Origin of the sequence: Jatrophihabitans sp. (genome assembly GCF_036388195.1) — a bacterium.
GTDB lineage: Bacteria > Actinomycetota > Actinomycetes > Mycobacteriales > Jatrophihabitantaceae > Jatrophihabitans_A.
In genome coordinates this window covers 38524-54410 of the sequence record NZ_DASVSG010000034.1, presented here as the reverse complement: position 1 = coordinate 54410, position 15887 = coordinate 38524, and the positions used below count along the sequence as shown (strand labels likewise).

At 69.3% G+C, this 15887-nt stretch carries 20 protein-coding genes; 12 read left to right on the top strand and 8 right to left on the bottom strand.

The annotated features are described in order from the left end of the window. The 3 genes from VF612_RS03125 to VF612_RS03115 form a co-directional block, all read left to right on the top strand. On the top strand, nucleotides 1-2467 hold a 2467-nt coding region (locus VF612_RS03125), incomplete at its 5' end, for a multifunctional oxoglutarate decarboxylase/oxoglutarate dehydrogenase thiamine pyrophosphate-binding subunit/dihydrolipoyllysine-residue succinyltransferase subunit (RefSeq protein ID WP_408658381.1). A 27-nt stretch (nucleotides 2468-2494) separates the two neighbouring features. Beyond that, a complete protein-coding gene (locus tag VF612_RS03120; protein ID WP_408658380.1) occupies nucleotides 2495-3499 on the top strand; it encodes a Gfo/Idh/MocA family protein in 1005 nt (334 codons plus the stop codon). Nucleotides 3500-3524: 25 nt separating this feature from the next. Then, nucleotides 3525-3701: a DUF6104 family protein gene (locus VF612_RS03115; RefSeq protein WP_408658379.1), complete on the top strand. Its 177-nt coding sequence runs from the start codon at nucleotides 3525-3527 to the stop codon at nucleotides 3699-3701. Nucleotides 3702-3720: 19 nt separating this feature from the next. Here the strand turns inward: VF612_RS03115 and VF612_RS03110 are convergent, their stop codons facing one another. Both VF612_RS03110 and VF612_RS03105 read right to left on the bottom strand, forming a co-directional pair. Next, on the bottom strand, nucleotides 3721-4413 hold the full coding sequence (locus VF612_RS03110) for a YczE/YyaS/YitT family protein (RefSeq protein WP_408658378.1): 693 nt from the start codon (nucleotides 4411-4413) through the stop codon (nucleotides 3721-3723). A gap of 92 nt (nucleotides 4414-4505) precedes the next feature. After that, complete coding sequence (locus VF612_RS03105; RefSeq protein WP_408658377.1) at nucleotides 4506-4862, bottom strand: S24 family peptidase; 357 nt, start codon at nucleotides 4860-4862, stop codon at nucleotides 4506-4508. 96 nt (nucleotides 4863-4958) lie between these two features. Here VF612_RS03105 and sodN point away from each other — a divergent pair, with 96 nt between their 5' ends. From sodN to VF612_RS03085, 4 genes are all read left to right on the top strand, one after another. Further along, nucleotides 4959-5357, top strand: coding sequence for a superoxide dismutase, Ni (gene sodN / locus VF612_RS03100; RefSeq protein WP_408658376.1), 399 nt, complete (start codon nucleotides 4959-4961; stop codon nucleotides 5355-5357). Nucleotides 5358-5458: 101 nt separating this feature from the next. Continuing rightward, nucleotides 5459-6067: a histidine phosphatase family protein gene (locus VF612_RS03095; protein WP_408658387.1), complete on the top strand. Its 609-nt coding sequence runs from the start codon at nucleotides 5459-5461 to the stop codon at nucleotides 6065-6067. Beyond that, nucleotides 6064-6471 (top strand): ATP-binding protein, encoded by a 408-nt coding sequence (locus VF612_RS03090; RefSeq protein ID WP_408658375.1) that lies wholly within the window; start codon nucleotides 6064-6066, stop codon nucleotides 6469-6471. Before VF612_RS03095 ends, VF612_RS03090 begins: the two co-directional genes overlap by 4 nt. After that, nucleotides 6468-7241, top strand: coding sequence for a SigB/SigF/SigG family RNA polymerase sigma factor (locus VF612_RS03085; protein WP_408658374.1), 774 nt, complete (start codon nucleotides 6468-6470; stop codon nucleotides 7239-7241). The genes VF612_RS03090 and VF612_RS03085 overlap by 4 nt, the downstream gene beginning before the upstream one ends. Nucleotides 7242-7325: 84 nt before the next feature. On the opposite strand, the gene VF612_RS03080 is transcribed toward VF612_RS03085, so the two are convergent. Beyond that, nucleotides 7326-7733, bottom strand: a complete 408-nt coding sequence (locus VF612_RS03080; RefSeq protein WP_408658373.1) for a hypothetical protein — start codon at nucleotides 7731-7733, stop codon at nucleotides 7326-7328. 91 nt (nucleotides 7734-7824) lie between these two features. Between VF612_RS03080 and VF612_RS03075 the strand changes: the two genes are divergently transcribed. Both VF612_RS03075 and VF612_RS03070 read left to right on the top strand, forming a co-directional pair. After that, a complete protein-coding gene (locus tag VF612_RS03075; protein ID WP_408658372.1) occupies nucleotides 7825-8757 on the top strand; it encodes a diacylglycerol/lipid kinase family protein in 933 nt (310 codons plus the stop codon). A gap of 423 nt (nucleotides 8758-9180) precedes the next feature. Further along, nucleotides 9181-9432, top strand: a complete 252-nt coding sequence (locus VF612_RS03070; protein ID WP_408653391.1) for a WhiB family transcriptional regulator — start codon at nucleotides 9181-9183, stop codon at nucleotides 9430-9432. Nucleotides 9433-9449: 17 nt separating this feature from the next. On the opposite strand, the gene VF612_RS03065 is transcribed toward VF612_RS03070, so the two are convergent. Then, a complete protein-coding gene (locus VF612_RS03065; RefSeq protein WP_408658371.1) occupies nucleotides 9450-10949 on the bottom strand; it encodes a sensor histidine kinase in 1500 nt (499 codons plus the stop codon). 261 nt (nucleotides 10950-11210) lie between these two features. On the opposite strand from VF612_RS03065, the gene VF612_RS03060 reads away from it, so the two are divergent. Both VF612_RS03060 and mctP read left to right on the top strand, forming a co-directional pair. Next, entirely contained in the window at nucleotides 11211-11456 is a 246-nt protein-coding gene (locus VF612_RS03060; protein ID WP_408658370.1) for a DUF3311 domain-containing protein, read from the top strand. Next, nucleotides 11453-13147, top strand: coding sequence for a monocarboxylate uptake permease MctP (gene mctP, locus VF612_RS03055; protein WP_408658369.1), 1695 nt, complete (start codon nucleotides 11453-11455; stop codon nucleotides 13145-13147). Before VF612_RS03060 ends, mctP begins: the two co-directional genes overlap by 4 nt. Nucleotides 13148-13353: 206 nt before the next feature. Here the strand turns inward: mctP and rsrA are convergent, their stop codons facing one another. The 4 genes from rsrA to VF612_RS03035 form a co-directional block, all read right to left on the bottom strand. Beyond that, nucleotides 13354-13638 carry a mycothiol system anti-sigma-R factor gene (rsrA, locus tag VF612_RS03050; RefSeq protein ID WP_408658368.1) on the bottom strand — a complete coding sequence of 95 codons (285 nt, stop codon included), beginning with the start codon at nucleotides 13636-13638 and terminating at the stop codon, nucleotides 13354-13356. Beyond that, nucleotides 13635-14249, bottom strand: coding sequence for a sigma-70 family RNA polymerase sigma factor (locus VF612_RS03045; RefSeq protein WP_408658367.1), 615 nt, complete (start codon nucleotides 14247-14249; stop codon nucleotides 13635-13637). The genes rsrA and VF612_RS03045 overlap by 4 nt, the downstream gene beginning before the upstream one ends. A gap of 240 nt (nucleotides 14250-14489) precedes the next feature. Then, entirely contained in the window at nucleotides 14490-15029 is a 540-nt protein-coding gene (locus tag VF612_RS03040) for a hypothetical protein (RefSeq protein WP_408658366.1), read from the bottom strand. 118 nt (nucleotides 15030-15147) lie between these two features. Next, a complete protein-coding gene (locus tag VF612_RS03035; protein WP_408658365.1) occupies nucleotides 15148-15363 on the bottom strand; it encodes an RNA-binding S4 domain-containing protein in 216 nt (71 codons plus the stop codon). A 44-nt stretch (nucleotides 15364-15407) separates the two neighbouring features. Between VF612_RS03035 and ybaK the strand changes: the two genes are divergently transcribed. Continuing rightward, entirely contained in the window at nucleotides 15408-15884 is a 477-nt protein-coding gene (gene ybaK, locus VF612_RS03030) for a Cys-tRNA(Pro) deacylase (protein ID WP_408658364.1), read from the top strand. Nucleotides 15885-15887: the final 3 nt, after the last annotated feature.

Here is a 15887-nt window from a genome sequence, read left to right as displayed (position 1 = left end):
CACCGACCCGCTGGAGTTCAAGATCCGGACCCATCCGGACCTCGACATCACCAAGCACGGCCTGACCCTGTGGGACCTGGACCGGGAATTCGCGGTCGGCGGCTTCGCCGGGCAGAAGCTGATGAAGCTGCGCGACATCCTCGGCGTGCTGCGCGACGCGTACTGCCGCCGGGTCGGTGTGGAGTACATGCACATCATCGATCCGGAGGAGCGCGCCTGGATCCAGCAGAACATCGAGGTCCGCAACGACACCCTGACCCGCGAGGAGCAGAAGCACATCCTGTCCCGGCTCAATGTCGCCGAGGCGTTCGAGACCTTCCTGCAGACCAAGTACGTCGGCCAGAAGCGATTCAGCCTCGAGGGCGGCGAGACCGTCATCGCCCTGCTGGACGCGGTGCTGGCCGCCGCGGCCGGCTACTCCCTCGACGAGGTCGTCATCGGCATGCCGCACCGCGGCCGGCTCAACGTCCTGGCCAACATCGTCGGCAAGCCGTACGCCAAGATCTTCAACGAGTTCGAGGGCAACATCGACCCGGGCACCGCGCAGGGCTCCGGCGACGTGAAGTACCACCTGGGCGCGCACGGCACGTACGTGGGCGCTGACGGCACCAGGGTCGCCGTGGAGCTGACCGCCAACCCCTCACACCTGGAGGCCGTCAACCCGGTGCTCGAGGGAATCGTCCGTGCCAAGCAGGACATTCTCGACAAGGGCGAGGACGGTTTCACGGTGCTGCCGGTGCTGATGCACGGCGATGCCGCCTTCGCCGGCCAGGGCGTGGTCGCCGAGACCCTGAACCTGTCGCAGCTTCGCGGCTACCGGACCGGCGGCACCGTGCACGTCGTGGTCAACAACCAGGTCGGCTTCACCACCTCGCCGGCGCAGTCGCGCTCCAGCCTGTACTGCACCGACATCGCGCGGATGATCGCGGCGCCGATCTTCCACGTCAACGGCGATGACCCCGAGGCCTGCGTGCGGGTGGCCAAGCTCGCCGTCGACTACCGGGTGAAGTTCAAGAAGGACGTCATCATCGACATGGTGTGCTACCGCCGCCGCGGGCACAACGAGGCCGACAACCCCTCGTTCACCCAGCCGCTGATGTACGACATCATCGACAGCAAGCGCAGCGTCCGCAAGCTCTACACCGAGGCCCTGATCGGCCGCGGCGACATCACCATCACCGACGCCGAAGAGGCGCTCAAGGACTTCCAGTCCCAGCTGGAGAAGGTGTTCCTGGAGACCCGGGACGCCACCGGCAAGCCGCGGCCGGAGCCGGTGATGGAGGAGACGCCCAGCCTGCCGCGCGCCTCGACCGCGATCTCGGCCGAGCTGATCAAGACCATCGGCGACCTCTACGCCAACCACCCGGCCGGGTTCAGCATCCATCCCCGGCTCAAGCCGCAGATCGACCGGCGGGTGGCCCAGACCACCGGCGGCGACGTGGACTGGGCGACGGCCGAGCTGCTGGCCTTCGGCTCGCTGACCGTCGACGGCCGTCCGGTCCGGCTCGCCGGCCAGGACTCCCGGCGCGGCACCTTCACCCAGCGGCACGCGGTGCTCATCGACCGGGTCACCGGCGAGGAGTACACCCCGCTGCGGCACATCCCGGGCGCCGTCGCTCCGTTCCGCGCCTACGACTCGCTGCTGTCGGAGTACGCCGCGATGGGATTCGAGTACGGCTACTCGGTCGCCAATCCGGACGCCCTGGTGGTCTGGGAGGCGCAGTTCGGCGATTTCGCCAACGGCGCGCAGACCATCATCGACGAGTTCATCGCATCCGGCGAGGCCAAGTGGGGCCAGCGATCGTCGGTGACGCTGCTGCTGCCGCACGGCTACGAGGGCCAGGGCCCGGACCACTCGACCGGCCGGCCCGAGCGGTTCCTGCAGCTGGCGGCCGAGAACAACATGACGATCGCGATGTGCTCCGCGCCGGCCAACTACTTCCACCTGCTCCGCCGGCAGGCGCTGTCGGACATCCGCCACCCGCTGATCGCCTTCACCCCGAAGTCGCTGCTGCGGCTCAAGGCCGCGGTGAGCCAGCTGGAGGAGTTCACCAACGGCACCTTCCGGCCGGTGATCGGCGACTCCTCGGCCGCGCCGGACCAGGTCAGCCGGGTGGTGCTGTGCAGCGGCAAGATCTACTACGACCTGCTCGCGGCGCGCACCGAGACCGGCCGGAAGGACGTCGCCATCGTCCGCGTGGAGCAGCTGTACCCGTTGCCGGGCGACGAGATCGCGGCAGAGCTGGCCAAGTACCCGCAGGCGCAGCTGATCTGGGCGCAGGAAGAGCCGGCCAACCAGGGCGCCTACCCGTTCATCGCGCTGAACCTGCCGGAGCGCCTGGCCGCGCACAACGACACCCGCCAGCTCTACCGCGCCTCGCGCAGGGCTTCGGCGTCCCCGGCGGTCGGCTCGGCGAGCATCCACGAGAAGCAGCAGCGCGAGGTCGTCGCCACCGCGCTGGGCTAGATCTCACGCTGGGCTAGATTGGGACGCATGCCCGAACCGGAGACCGAGGATGCCGAGATTCGCTGGGGCATCCTCGGCGCCGGCGGCATCGCCGGCAAGTTCGCCACCGACCTGATCCGCACCCCGGGCAACGCGCTGGCCGCGGTCGGCGCCCGGCAGGGCGAGCGGGCCGCCGGTTTCGCGGCCAGGTTCGGCGCGCCCCGCTCCTACGGCAACTACCGGCAGCTGGTCGACGACCCCGACCTGGACGCCATCTACATCGCCACCACCCATCCCGGCCATCGCGAGCAGGCGCTGATGGCCATCGAGGCCGACAAGGCGGTCCTGATCGAGAAGCCGGTCTGCCTGAACGCCGCCGACGCCCGCGAGGTGTTCGCCGCTGCCGCAGCAGCCCGGGTGTTCGCGATGGAAGCCATGTGGATGCGCACCAATCCGCTGATCCGCAAGGCACAGGAGCTGGTCGCCGGATCGGCCATCGGCGAGCTGGTGTCGGTGCGGGCCGAGATGGGGCTGGGACTGCCCTTCGATGCCACCCACCGGCTCTATGACCTCGCCAACGGCGGCGGCGCGCTGCTGGATCTGGGCATCTACCCGGTGACCTTCGGCTGGATCTTCCTCGGCCCTCCGCCGTCGGTGTCGGTCACCGGATCACTGGCGCCGACCGGGTGCGATGCCACCGTGGCGATGCAGTGGAGCTATCCGGACGGCCGGGACGCCCAGCTGTGGTGCTCGGCGCCGGTCAAGGCGCCCTACCGCGCGCTGGTGGTGGGCACCGAGGGCTGGATCCGTCCCGAGGGCCGGTTCTACCGCCCCACGGCGCTGACGGTGATGATCGGCGGGCTGGAGTCCCGGATCGATGATCCGCTGGGCAGCGACGCGGGCGGTTACGGCCCGGAGATCGCCGAGGTCGCCCGCTGCCTGCGGGCCGGGTTGACCGAGAGCCCGCTGATCCCGGCCGCCGACACGATCGCCATCCTGGAACTGCTCGACCGGGCGCGGGCCGAACTCGGCGTCCGCTACCCGGGCGAGTGACGCGCGCACGGACGGGACTGGACGGATGTACTTCACCGATCGCGGGATCGAGGAGCTGGAATCGCGCCGGGGCGAGGAGGAGGTCAGCCTGGCCTGGCTCGCTGAGCGGCTGCGCAGCTTCGTCGACCTCAACCCCGACTTCGAGGTCGCGGTGGACCGGCTGGCGACCTGGCTGGCCCGCGCCGACGACGAGGACGACTGACCCGAGCTGCCGGGCCGGCTCAGCCCGGCTGCGCCAGTGCCGGCTCGGCCGCGATTGCGGTGACGTTGGAGCTGTCCAGCCCGAAGCGCGCGAAGAGCCGGAGGAACAGCTGCGCCAGCGGTCCGATCGCGAGGGCGAACAGCACCGTTCCCACCCCGACCGTGCCGCCGAGCAACCAGCCGGACAGCAGCACCGCCAGCTCGACGATGGTCCTGCTGAGCCGGATCGAGATGCCGGTCCGTCGCGCGATCCCGGTCATCAGGCCGTCACGCGGGCCGGGGCCGAAGCCGGCAGAGATGTACATGCCGGTGGCCACGCCGCACAGCAGCACCGCTGCGACGAGCAGGGCTACCCGCGCCGCGTCACCGTGCTGCGCCGGAAGCACCACCAGCGTCGCATTCACCGCCAGGCCCACCACCAGCACATTGCTCACCGTGCCGAGCCCCGGGCGCTGGCGCAACGGGATCCATAGCAGCAGGAGGAGCACCCCGACCGCGATGCTGACGGTGCCGATCTCCCGGTCCAGCCTGAAGGCGATGCCCTGGTGCAGCACATCCCACGGGCCCAGGCCAAGACCGGCCTGCACCTGCATCGCCGACGACACCCCGTACAGGATCAGGCCGAGGTACAGCTGTCCCAACCGCCGGACCCAGCGCAGCACCCTGGGCCGCCGGGCCCGGGCCGGCGAGCCCGCCGGTCGAAGTGGATGCATCACCTGATCATGCCCGTCGCGGACGCTAGGGCACGTCGCCGGCCACCCCTTCGCGACCGGCCGGCTGGTCAGGCGCGGCCCGGCGGGTTGAACTACTGAGGAGCCGTTCCCCACCAGCGCCTGGCCGCCGACCGCCACCGGCCATCCGCCGGCAGCGAGTCCCGTCGCCAGACCCGCACCACCCGGGCCAGCACATCGGCCACCCCGTACTGGCGGGAGTCGCTGCCCTGCCCGGCGTTGTCGCTGGCCAGCAGCCAGCCGCCGTCCTGCTCGGCCACCGCCCGCTTGATCACCAGCAGGTCCGGACGCCGGCGGAACCTCGCCAGCACGATGGCGCCCGGCCTGACCCGGGCGCCGTGGCGCACCAGCAGCCAGTCGCCGGGCAGCAACGTCGGGGTCATCGACGAGCCCTCGACCCGGACCCGCTGCCAGGGAAGCAAAGCCTGCATGCCCTGATGCTGCCTGACCCGGAGGGCCGTCGCCGGAGTAGGGTCCATTTGAGCGTTCCGCACCTGGAATGCGCTGTAACGACTGGAGGAGATGTCATGCGCTTGATGCGCCGTTCGATCACCGCTTCCGCTCACTGCGACCTGCCGTGCGGTGTGTATGACCCGGCACAGGCTCGCATCGAGGCGGAATCGGTCAAGGCCATCCAGGAGAAGTACCAGGCCAATGAGGACCCGGTCTTCCGCACCCGAGCCCTGATGATCAAGGAACAGCGAGCCGACCTGGTCAAGCACCACCTGTGGGTGCTGTGGACCGACTACTTCAAGCCGCCGCACTTCGAGAAGTACCCGCAGCTGCACGAGCTGTTCAACAAGGCCACCAAGCAGGCCGGCGCGGCGGGCGGCAAGAGCTCGGTCGACCCTGCCGAGGGCCAGAAGCTGCTGGATATGATCGCCGAGATCGACGCCATCTTCTGGGAGACCAAGAAGGCCGCGTGAGCGAACCGGTGTCCGCACCTGACCAGCCGACCGAGGCCGATCCGATCTCCGGGTCGGCCTCGGCCGTCCGGCGCTGGCCGGTGCCCAACACCGAGCCGGCGCTGGTGCTGATCCGGCACGGCGAGACCGAGTGGAGCCGCAGCGGCCAGCACACCGGCAAGTCCGACATCGCGCTGACCGAGTTCGGCGAGCAGCAGGCCCGCGCGGCCGGGCCGCTGATCCGCGGCGTGCTCGGCTCGACCGAGCCCGCGCTGGTGCTCAGCTCCCCGCGACAGCGGGCCTGGCGAACCGCCGAGCTCGCCGGGTTCCACGTCGAGGAGACCAACTCCGATGCCGCGGAGTGGGACTACGGCGACCTGGAGGGGCTGACCTCTCCCGACATCCGGAAGCAGTTGCCCGGCTGGTCGGTGTGGTCGGGCCCGATCCCCGGTGGCGAGGACGCCGCCGCGGTGAGCGCGAGACTCGACCGGTTGCTCAACACCATCACGGCCCGGCTCGAGGCAACCGGGCGGTCCGGGCCGGTGCTGGTGTTCTCCCACGGCCATGCGATCCGGTGCCTGGCCGCCCGCTGGCTCGGCGATCCGGTGACCTCGGGCCGGCATTTCTGGCTCGGCACCGGCGCCGTCTGCAGCCTCGGCTACGAGCATGGCCATCCGGTCGTGCTGCACTGGAACATCTCCACCACGCTGGGTGGCGGCGCCGCCAGATGACCACCGAACGCCGGATGAACGCCACCGACACCGTCGAGCTGACCGTGCCGGCCGATCCGGCCTATCTGGCGATGCTGCGCACCGTGGTCGCCTCGCTGGCCGCGCTTCGCGACTTCACCTTGGACGAGATCGACGACCTGCGGATCGCGGTGGACGAGGCCGGGGCGCTGTTGCTGCCGCATGCGGGACCGGACTCACGGCTGTCCGCCGTCTTCGGCGGCTCGGCCGACGCCCTGCGAGTCGAAGTGGCCGTGACCGCTCCGCAGGACATCACCGGCTCTCCTGACCGATCGAGTTTCGCCTGGCTGGTACTGACCGCCCTCACCGATTCGGTCGTGCTCGATGAATCCGGCCCCCGGCTGTCGCTCGTCCTGAGCAAGGCCCGCGGCGCCCAGGACCGATGACGGAGCGAAGCCGACCGGACCGCGATCGAACCCATCAGCTGTTTGCCGAGCTGAGCACCTTGCCGCCGGACAGCCCGCGCCGGCAGCAGGTCCGCAACGCCCTGGTCGAGATTCACCTTCCCCTGGTGCGGTACCTGGCCCATCGGTTCGCCGGCCGCGGCGAGCCGACCGACGATCTGCTGCAGATCGGCACCATCGGCCTGCTGCAGTCCATCGATCGGTTCGAGCCGGAACGGGGCCTGGAGTTCTCGACCTTCGCCACCCCCAACATCGTCGGCGAGATCAAGCGGCATTTCCGTGACCGCGGCCCGATGGTGCGGGTGCCCCGCCGGTTGCAGGAGCTGCAGTCCGAGATCGGCGTCAGCATCAACGAGCTGTCCCAGCGGCTCGGCCGCGCGCCGACGGTCGACGAACTTGCCGGGCATCTGAAGGTGAGCGCGGAACAGGTCATCGAGGCCACCGACTCCGCCAGGGCCTACTCGGCAGTGCCGCTCGACGTGCCCAGCGCCAGCACCGGCCGGACGATCGCCGAGGACCTGGTGGAATCGGACAGCCCGCTGGAGCACGTCGAGCTGCGGCATGCGCTGCGGCCGGCGCTGGCGGGCTTGAACGAGCGGGAACGGCAGGTGCTGCTGCTGCGGTTTGCCGAGAACAAGACCCAGAGCGAGATCGCGCAGGTGCTGGGGGTCTCGCAGGTGCACGTCTCCCGGCTGCTCACCAAGACCCTCGCCGAGCTCAGGGAGCGGCTTCCCGACGTGAATCACGGCTAGCCCCGCACGAGCAACCCGCCGGATCCGGGTGGGAGGGGGCCGATGCCGGGCCGGCCGTCAGCCGAAGCGGTCCGGTGCCTGCCGTCAGCCGAAGCGGTCCAGTGCCTGCCGCGAGGACGGCAGCATCAGCAGCACCAGCACCGTGATCGCCAGCAGCAGGATCGGCACCCCGATCAGCGCGCGGCCGGCCTGGATGCCGAGGGAGTACCCGACCGGAACGGCCAGCAACTGCACCAGGATCACCGGCGACCGGGCGCTGGGCCGCAGCTGCGCCAGGCCCCGGGCGCACAGCGCCAGCACCGCCGCCCCCAGCAGCGCGAAGCCGACGATCGCCACCGCCGCCCAGAGCCGGGTGGTGGTGTGCACGAAGGCCAGCACCAGCAGCACCGCCGCGGCGACGGCCAGGGCGGCCGCCTCCAGCAGCACCAGGGCCGCCGCTGCCCGGACACCGGAGGGTGGGCTGGCGGCCGGTTCGGCTGCGGTGTCGGGCACCTGAGCAGCGTATGCGAGTGCCTGCGGCCGGCTCGGCGCGGGCACTGCGCAGCTGGGCATCGCCGGCCCGGCCGAGCGGTATGGTCAGGCGGTGCGAGTCCTCGTCGTGTCGAACCCGCGTGCCACCGCCACCACCGTGCGCCAGCGAGATCTCCTGGTGCACGCCCTTGCCGCCGACGTCAAGCTCGAGGTGGAGGAGACGGCGAACCGCGGCCATGCCGCCGCGCTGGCCTGCCGGGCGATGCGCGACGGCGTCGACGTGGTGGTGGCCCTCGGCGGCGACGGCACGGTGAACGAGGTGGTCAACGGCCTGCTGACCGACGGCGTGCATCCCGGAGTGCCCCGGCTGGGGATCGTGCCCGGCGGCTCGACCAACGTGGTCGCTCGCGCACTGGGGCTGCCCAACGACCCGTTCGAGGCCACCTCGGTGCTGATCGACGCGATGGGCACCGACCGGCGCCGGCCCATCGGCCTGGGACGTGCCGACGACCGGTGGTTCGTCTTCACCGCTGGGCTGGGCTACGACGCGGCAGTAGTGGCTGCCGTCGAGGCGCACCGCAGGCGCGGGCGCACCTCCACCCACGCGCTGTACGTCCAGACCGCGGTGCGCACCTACTTCAAGCAGGACCGCCGCCATCCGGCCATCACGCTGGAATTTCCGGACGGCCGCGTCGTGACCGGGCTCTACCTCGCGCTGGTGACCAACTGCGACCCCTGGACGTTCCTGGGCGAGCGGCCCATCTCGCCGACGCCGCGCGCCTCGTTCGACACCGGCCTGGACGTCTACGCCCGGACCCGGATGGGCGCCACCGGCATCGTGCTCGCCGCCGCCCGGATGATCGCCGCGCCGCGTCGGGCAGCCGACCGCAGGAAGGGTTTCGGCTCCCGGCTGGAACACGACCTGACCCAGTTCGTGTTGCGCTCCGAGCGGCCGCTGCCCTTCCAGGTGGACGGCGACGCGCTGGAGGAGCGCCAGGTGGTGCGGTTCGGCAGCGTTCCACGGGCTTTGGAAGTCTATGTCTGATTGATGTCTGGCCGCCTGACAGTGGCGCCCATCACGCTGTCTACACAAGGGGAGTCTGCAGACGGTGTCTGCAATCCCACTCTTGACGGCGATGCCTCAGCAGTTCATGATCATCGGGACAATTCAACGTGCAGCCGCTGTGTTTGAGCTGTGCGATTGAGAGCCAGATGCAGGAACTAGGTGTTTTGGACTTGCCCCGTCGCTCAAGGTGGGCAAGGCTGGTAGATAGACCGGACGTGACCGACCCAGGAACCTCGTCGTCCGCTGAACCATGGATCGTGTGAACCAAGCCACATGACGGAAGCGTCATGTGTCGCGGGTCCTTGAACAAGTCGGTAGCTCGTGAAAGAATTCACAAGCACCTGCTGTCTGTTCAAGCCTGTCTGCCAGCAGTTACCCAGCCAAGTGAGGAGATCGACCTAAATGGACTGGCGTCACCGCGCGGTATGCCGCGACGAGGACCCGGAACTGTTCTTTCCGATCGGTAATACCGGTCCGGCATTGATGCAGATCGAAGAGGCGAAGGCCGTGTGCCGTCGCTGTCCCGTCATGTCAGAGTGCCTGTCGTGGGCATTGGAAAGTGGGCAGGACGCCGGCGTGTGGGGTGGCTTGAGCGAGGACGAACGCCGCGCCCTCAAGCGCCGCAATGCCCGCGCCCGGGCCCGAATGTCCTAGCGCCGAACTCCTGCGCCTCAACCACGGGAATCCCGTTCCCGCCGACTGAGCGGGATGCGCAGCGTTACGGCAGTACCAGGCTGTTCTGGGCCGCGACGGCTGAGATCCAGGGTCGCATCCAGTTCGGCCTCCACCAATGTCCGGACGATCTGAAGCCCCAGCCGATCACTGTTGTCGAGTGAGAACCGCTCAGGCAGGCCGGCGCCGTCGTCCAGGATCTGAACGGTCAGCACGCCACGAGCGCGGCCGCCGATCACCTGCACCGATCCGGATCGAGCACCGGGAAAGCCGTGCTCGACCGCGTTACCGACCAGCTCTGTGAGCACCATCACCAGCGGAGTCGCCAGGTCGGCGGGCAGCTGGCCGAAGGCGCCGATCCGCTCGACCAGCACTCGGGCGCCGGAGCCGGCCACCTCCCCCAACATCGACAGCAGCCGGTCGACCACCTCGTCGAAGCCGACCTCCTCGTCGATGGAGGACGACAGCGTCTCGTGCACCAGCGCGATCGAGGACACCCGGCGCATGGATTCCTCCAGCGCCGTCCGGGCCTCGGCATTGGCGACCCGTCGTGACTGCAGCCGCAGCAGCGCCGCCACTGTCTGCAGATTGTTCTTCACCCGGTGGTGGATCTCACGGATGGTGGCGTCCTTGCTCATGATCTGGCGGTCCCGGCGGCGAAGCTCGGTGACGTCCTGGAGCAACACCAGCGCGCCGAGCGATTCACCGCGCGGGTGCAGGGGGATCGCCCGGAACTGCACGATCGCGCCGTCGCCGTCGAGTTCCCGGCTCTGCGGGTGCAGGCCGCCCAAGGCCTCCGCGGTCATCTGGTTGAGGTCCGCGGCCTTGAACGGATCCCGGGCCAGCTCGGTGATCACGTCGGCGAACCCCGCCCCCAGCAGGTTGCCGGTCAGGCCAAGCCGCCGGAATGCCGACGAGCCGTTCGGGCTGGCGTAGAGCACCTGGCCCTCAGGGTCCAACCGGACCATGCCGTCGCCGACCCGCGGCCCGGCGCCCTCCTCGCGCTCGTTCGGCGGGCCGGGAAACTTGCCGGTGGCCACCATCGAGGCCAGGTCGGCGGCGCTCTGCAGGTAGGCCAGCTCCAGCTGGCTGGGGCTGCGCAGGCTGGTCAGGTTGCCGTCGCGTCCCAGCACGGCCACCGGCCGGTCACCGAACAGGATCGGGATCGCCTCCCGCCGGATCGGGGTCTCGCCCTCCCAGTCGGGGTCTGACTCCCGGAAGATCCGGGATTCGGTCAGGGCGATCCGCAGCGCCGCGGCCCGGCTGCCCGACAGCCGTTCACCGACCCAGTCCTGGACGTAGGCGGTGGCCCCGGTGGTGGGCCGGCACTGGGCCGCGCACAGGAACTCACCCTCCGTGGCGGTCGGGACCCAGAGCAGCAGGTCCGCGAAGGACAGGTCCGACAGCAGCTGCCATTCGGCGACCAGCTGCTGTAGGTGGGCGGTCTGGTGCTGATCCAGCTGGGTCTGGCTGGCGAGCAGGTCCGACAGTGCTGACATGGTGAGCTGAGAGTGCCACAGCCGGCGTGCGCGACGGGTAGCCGCCCCGGCCGGGCGTGCGAGCCGCCGCGTCCTGCCGGCCGGCTGGGTGCCCCGCCGGGGACTGCGGCCCGGGCGGAGCGCGGATGAAGGCCCCGGCGATCGCTGGCCCAACTGGATCAAGCCGCGATAGCGTGTCAAGACGCTGGCCAAACCGGCCCTGCACTACATTTCGACGGTTCGTATCTCGATTTCGACGGTTCTCATATCTAGGAGGTCGTCTTGACCCAGCCGTCCAGGCACCGCCTGTCCCCGGGCGTTGCGGCAGCCGCCGGCATCCTGCTGGCGATACCCATCATCGCCCTGCTCTGGGTGCCACTCTATGCACGCAAGGACCCTGAGCTGTGGGGTTTCCCCTTCTTCTACTGGTATCAGATGCTCTGGGTCATCATCTGCGGATTCTGCACCGCCGGCGCCTACGCACTGATCCAGCGCGACCGCCGCGGCCGTAACGGAGGTCCTCGATGAGCGCCACGGCCGCGAGCGCCGACGTCGTGCTGGCTGCCGACGGCAAGGTGGACGGGGTCGCCCTGGGTGTCCTGCTGTTCTTCTTCCTGCTGGTGACCATCGGCGGTTTCTGGGCCGCCAACTGGCGCAAGGCAGACAACCCCCACAGCCTGGACGAGTGGGGCCTGGGCGGGCGCAGCTTCGGCACCGTGATCACCTGGTTCCTGCTGGGCGGTGACCTCTACACCGCGTACACCTTCATCGCGGTTCCGGCCGCGATGTTCGCCACCGGAGCCGTCACCGGCTTCTTCGCCGTGGCGTACACGATCCTGATCTACCCGATCGTCTTCATCTTCATGCCGCGCATGTGGTCGGTCTCGCACAGCAAGGGCTACGTGACTGCCGCGGACTTCGTCCGGGGCCGGTTCGACTCCCGGTTCCTGGCGCTGGCCGTCGCGGGGACCGGCATCCTCGCCACCATGCCCTACATCGCCCTGCAGCTGGTGGGCATCCAGGCAGTCCTCGACAGCATCGGCCTGGGTGGCGAGAGCAATGCCTTCCTCCGCGACCTGCCGCTGCTGATCGCCTTCGCGGTGCTGGCCGCCTACACCTACTCCTCCGGCCTGCGGGCGCCGGCAATCATCGCGTTCGTCAAGGACACCTTGATCTACCTGGTCATCGCGGTGGCCATCGTGTACGTCGGCGTGCACATCGGCTACGGGCAGCTGTTCGACGCGGCCGAGGCCAAGATGGCCACCAAGAACCCCGCGACCGGTGCTGCCACCGGGGTGTTCGTGCCCGCCAGCAACAACTACTGGGCCTACGCGACGCTCGCCCTGGGCTCAGCGCTGGCGCTGTTCATGTACCCGCACTCGATGACGGCGGTGCTGTCCGGCAAGTCGCGCAACGTCATCCGGCGCAATACCGCGATCCTGCCGGCCTATTCGCTGCTGCTGGCGATGCTGGCGCTGCTCGGCTACGCCGCGATCGCCTCCAAGACGTCAGTCATCGGCGTCGACGGAAAGCCGAATCCGCAGCTCGCCGTGCCGCACTTCTTCCGCGACGAGTTCCCCAGCTGGTTCGCAGGCGTCGCCTATGCGGCCATCGCCATCGGCGCCCTGGTGCCGGCGGCGATCATGTCCATCGCCGCGGCCAACATGTTCAGCCGCAACATCTACAAGGAGTTCCTGGTTCCGAACGCAACCCACAAGCAGGAGGCGCAGGCGGCCAAGATCACCTCGCTGGTGGTGAAGTTCGGCGCGCTGATCTTCGTGCTGGTGCTGGACAAGCAGAACGCCATCAACATGCAGCTGCTCGGCGGTGTCTGGATCCTGCAGACGGTGCTGGCGATCGTGGTGGGGCTCTACACCCGGTGGCTGCACCGGTGGGCGCTGCTGGCCGGTTGGGCAGTCGGCATGATCTACGGAACGCTCGCGGCCTACAACCAGGCGTCGCGTGTCACCAAGCACTTCGGCGGCTCGCTGGCGAACTTCCCGTTCACCGACACCAGGGTGTACATCGCGCTCTCGGCCCTGGTCCTCAATATCGTGGTCACGGTGGTGCTCACGCTGGTGCTGCGGGCGATGAAGGCGCCCGAGGGAGTCGACGCGACGACCCCCGAGGATTACTACGCGGAGAAGGCAGGACCGGAGGTGACCGACCTCCCCGGCACCGAGGGCGGGCTGCCGGTGCCCGGTGGCGTCCGGGCCTGAGGCTCGACTCCTAACCGGCACGCGCCGTCGACAACGCCTGACTCCCGGGTAGCTCCCGGGAGTCAGGCGTTCGGCGTTGTGAGGCGATTAGCCGGCGTCAGGCGACTGCTTGGGCGTATGCGGCTGCTCGGCGTCATGCGGATTGCTTAGCGTGGCGTTGCTTCGGCGCCGCCGTCATCCGGCGCCCCGGTCATTCGGCGCGGCCGTTATTCGGCGCGGTATTCCAGGTGGCTCGCTTCGATGGCCGCTTGCTGCAGCCGGAGCCGGATCCGGGACTTCAGGCTGCTCGGCGCGACATCCCCACCGCAGCTGCGGGCCACCAGCACCTTCACATCCTGCTCGAGGCCGTACTGGCGCAGGCACGGGGCGCACCCGTCGAGATGGGTGCGGATCCGCTGGCGGACAGCCCCGTCGGTCTCGTCGTCGAGGTAGAGATAGACGTCGGCGAGGACTTCTTCACAGTCCATGCCGCCCGGGCCGAAGCCGGTCATGCGAGTTCTCCTTCGGCGCTCGGGGCCGTCGTAGTGGCTGCCTTGACCAGCCCGCGGTCACGCGCATAGTCGGCCAGCAGCAGTTGAAGCTGCTTGCGGCCCCGGTGCAACCGGGACATCACGGTGCCGATGGGGGTATCCATGATCTCTGCGATCTCCTTGTAGGCGAAGCCCTCGACATCGGCGAGGTACACCGCGAGCCGGAACTCCTCGGGCAAGGACTGCAAGGCGTCCTTGACGTCGGAGTCGGGCAGGTGGTCCAGGGCTTCCATCTCCGCCGAGCGGAGCCCGCTGGAGGTGTGCGACTCGGCCGCGTGCAGCTGCCAGTCCTCGATGGTGTCGGAGTTGGACTGCTGCGGCTGCCGCTGCTTCTTGCGGTAGCTGTTGATGAAGGAGTTGGTCAGGATCCGGTACAGCCACGCCTTCAGGTTGGTGCCTTCGGAGAACTGGTGGAAGGCCGCGAACGCCTTGACGAACGTCTCCTGGACCAGGTCCTCGGCGTCAGCCGGATTGCGGGTCATCCGCATCGCGGCGGCATACAGCTGGTCGAGGAACGGCAGGGCGTCACGCTCGAACCGAGCTCGACGCTCCTCGACTGTCTCCTCAGCCACCACAGTTCCCTTCGCCGGAGCTGCCGGACCGACGATCGGGTCCGGCACCTGTGAGCTTACGGGTGCGGCGAAGGAGGCGCGGCGAATGGTCATCAATTGCCCGCCCGGCGGTGACAGGCGATCCAATACGAGCATGGCTTGCTCCAGGGGCGGGCATTCGTGGCCGGGGAGGACCTACGGCGTTCGAGGTCTGCAACACGCCCCCGTGCCCGATCCATTCCCCGCATGCACCCACCGGGCTCAGATCAGCAGCCGGTCCCCACGCGGTGAGTCGGGTTCATCCACGCTGTCGCGGTTGCCGCTGCCGCCGCCGGAGCACTGCGGGCACCAGGGCTGCAGCTTGCGGTGGCTGCAGTGCGCCAGGATCAGGTAGATCATCGTGGACTGCACCAGCGCCCAGCCGATCCGGCCGACCGTCCCGGTCAGGAAGTTCGATCCGATCAGGACGATCAGGTACGGAACCATCACTCGGGGATTGCTGCCGGCATGGGCCAGCCGGAACCGACGGGTGAACCGGGCGGCGTGCTCGGCGGCATTCAGCGGCATCGAGGCCGCGCAGCTCTCGCACAGCCGCCGGTCGTGCTGGCGCATGAACAGCCAGGTGACGATCACGAACACCAGCAGCATCAGCGCGGTGAGCATCGTCAGCAGCGTCGGCGTCATGGGGAGCACACCCAGCGCGATGGCCCCCAGGATGGCGCCGCTGAGCAGGTACGGAGCGCGGTGTCCCCAGCCGCGCGCAAGGCCGCCGGAGTAAGGCAGGCCGATACTGTGAGCCAACTCGGATCCGATCCCCCGTGGCCGAGCCCGACTCGAACCGGCCTATTTCGAAAGGCAGATGGCCTTTCTTTACATGGACATTATCAGTGATGCGGCACGTTGGAGCAACAGCCAACTGTCAGTGCACGACCAGTTGCTCACCGCGCACGCTCACCACGTCGCCAGGGGCCAGCTGCCGGCCGCGGCGGGTCTCCACCACTCCGTTGACCTCGACGCTGCCGGCATCGAGCAGCAGCTTCACGTCCGAGCCCAGCTCGACCGCGTCGGCCAGCTTCAGGAACTGCCCCAGCCGGATCGGCTCGCCGGAGCCCTTGGACGTGTGCACCTCGCGCATGCCCTTCATTCTGGCGCCGGCCGCGGCTGGCAGGATCGCCGGTCATGAGCGGTGGAACCCCGGCGACCGTCGCGCTGGACCGCGCCCACGTCAGCTACACCCTGCACCCGTACGCCCATGACAGCCGGGCCGGCTCCTACGGCGAGGAGGCCGCGGCGCTGCTCGGCGTCGACCCGCGCCGGATCTTCAAGACCCTGATCGCCGCGGTGGACAACCGGCTGGTCTGTGCGGTGGTTCCGGTGGCCAGCCGGCTGAACCTCAAGGCCCTGGCCGGCGCGGCCGGTGGGCGGCGAGCGGATCTGGCCGACCCCGCCAAGGCACAGCGGGCCACCGGCTACGTCCTCGGCGGGATCAGCCCGCTCGGGCACAAGAGCGCGATCCCGGTGGTGGTGGATTCCTCCGCGACCGGCTTCGAGACCGTGTTCGTCTCGGCCGGCAAGCGCGGCCTGCAGGTGGAGCTCGCCCCCGCCGACCTGCTCCGGCTCACCGGCGCCGACACCGCGCCGATTGCCACCCCCTGAAGC

Excerpts from the sequence above, each read along its gene's own strand:
- VF612_RS03120 (WP_408658380.1), top strand. The coding sequence starts at position 2,495 with ATGCCCGAACCGGAGACCGAGGATGCCGAGATTCGCTGGGGCATCCTC.
- VF612_RS03115 (WP_408658379.1), top strand. The coding sequence starts at position 3,525 with ATGTACTTCACCGATCGCGGGATCGAGGAGCTGGAATCGCGCCGGGGC.
- VF612_RS03110 (WP_408658378.1), bottom strand. The coding sequence starts at position 4,413 with ATGCATCCACTTCGACCGGCGGGCTCGCCGGCCCGGGCCCGGCGGCCC.
- VF612_RS03105 (WP_408658377.1), bottom strand. The coding sequence starts at position 4,862 with ATGCAGGCTTTGCTTCCCTGGCAGCGGGTCCGGGTCGAGGGCTCGTCG.
- sodN (WP_408658376.1), top strand. The coding sequence starts at position 4,959 with ATGCGCTTGATGCGCCGTTCGATCACCGCTTCCGCTCACTGCGACCTG.
- VF612_RS03090 (WP_408658375.1), top strand. The coding sequence starts at position 6,064 with ATGACCACCGAACGCCGGATGAACGCCACCGACACCGTCGAGCTGACC.
- VF612_RS03085 (WP_408658374.1), top strand. The coding sequence starts at position 6,468 with ATGACGGAGCGAAGCCGACCGGACCGCGATCGAACCCATCAGCTGTTT.
- VF612_RS03070 (WP_408653391.1), top strand. The coding sequence starts at position 9,181 with ATGGACTGGCGTCACCGCGCGGTATGCCGCGACGAGGACCCGGAACTG.
- VF612_RS03065 (WP_408658371.1), bottom strand. The coding sequence starts at position 10,949 with ATGTCAGCACTGTCGGACCTGCTCGCCAGCCAGACCCAGCTGGATCAG.
- mctP (WP_408658369.1), top strand. The coding sequence starts at position 11,453 with ATGAGCGCCACGGCCGCGAGCGCCGACGTCGTGCTGGCTGCCGACGGC.
- rsrA (WP_408658368.1), bottom strand. The coding sequence starts at position 13,638 with ATGACCGGCTTCGGCCCGGGCGGCATGGACTGTGAAGAAGTCCTCGCC.
- VF612_RS03035 (WP_408658365.1), bottom strand. The coding sequence starts at position 15,363 with ATGCGCGAGGTGCACACGTCCAAGGGCTCCGGCGAGCCGATCCGGCTG.
- ybaK (WP_408658364.1), top strand. The coding sequence starts at position 15,408 with ATGAGCGGTGGAACCCCGGCGACCGTCGCGCTGGACCGCGCCCACGTC.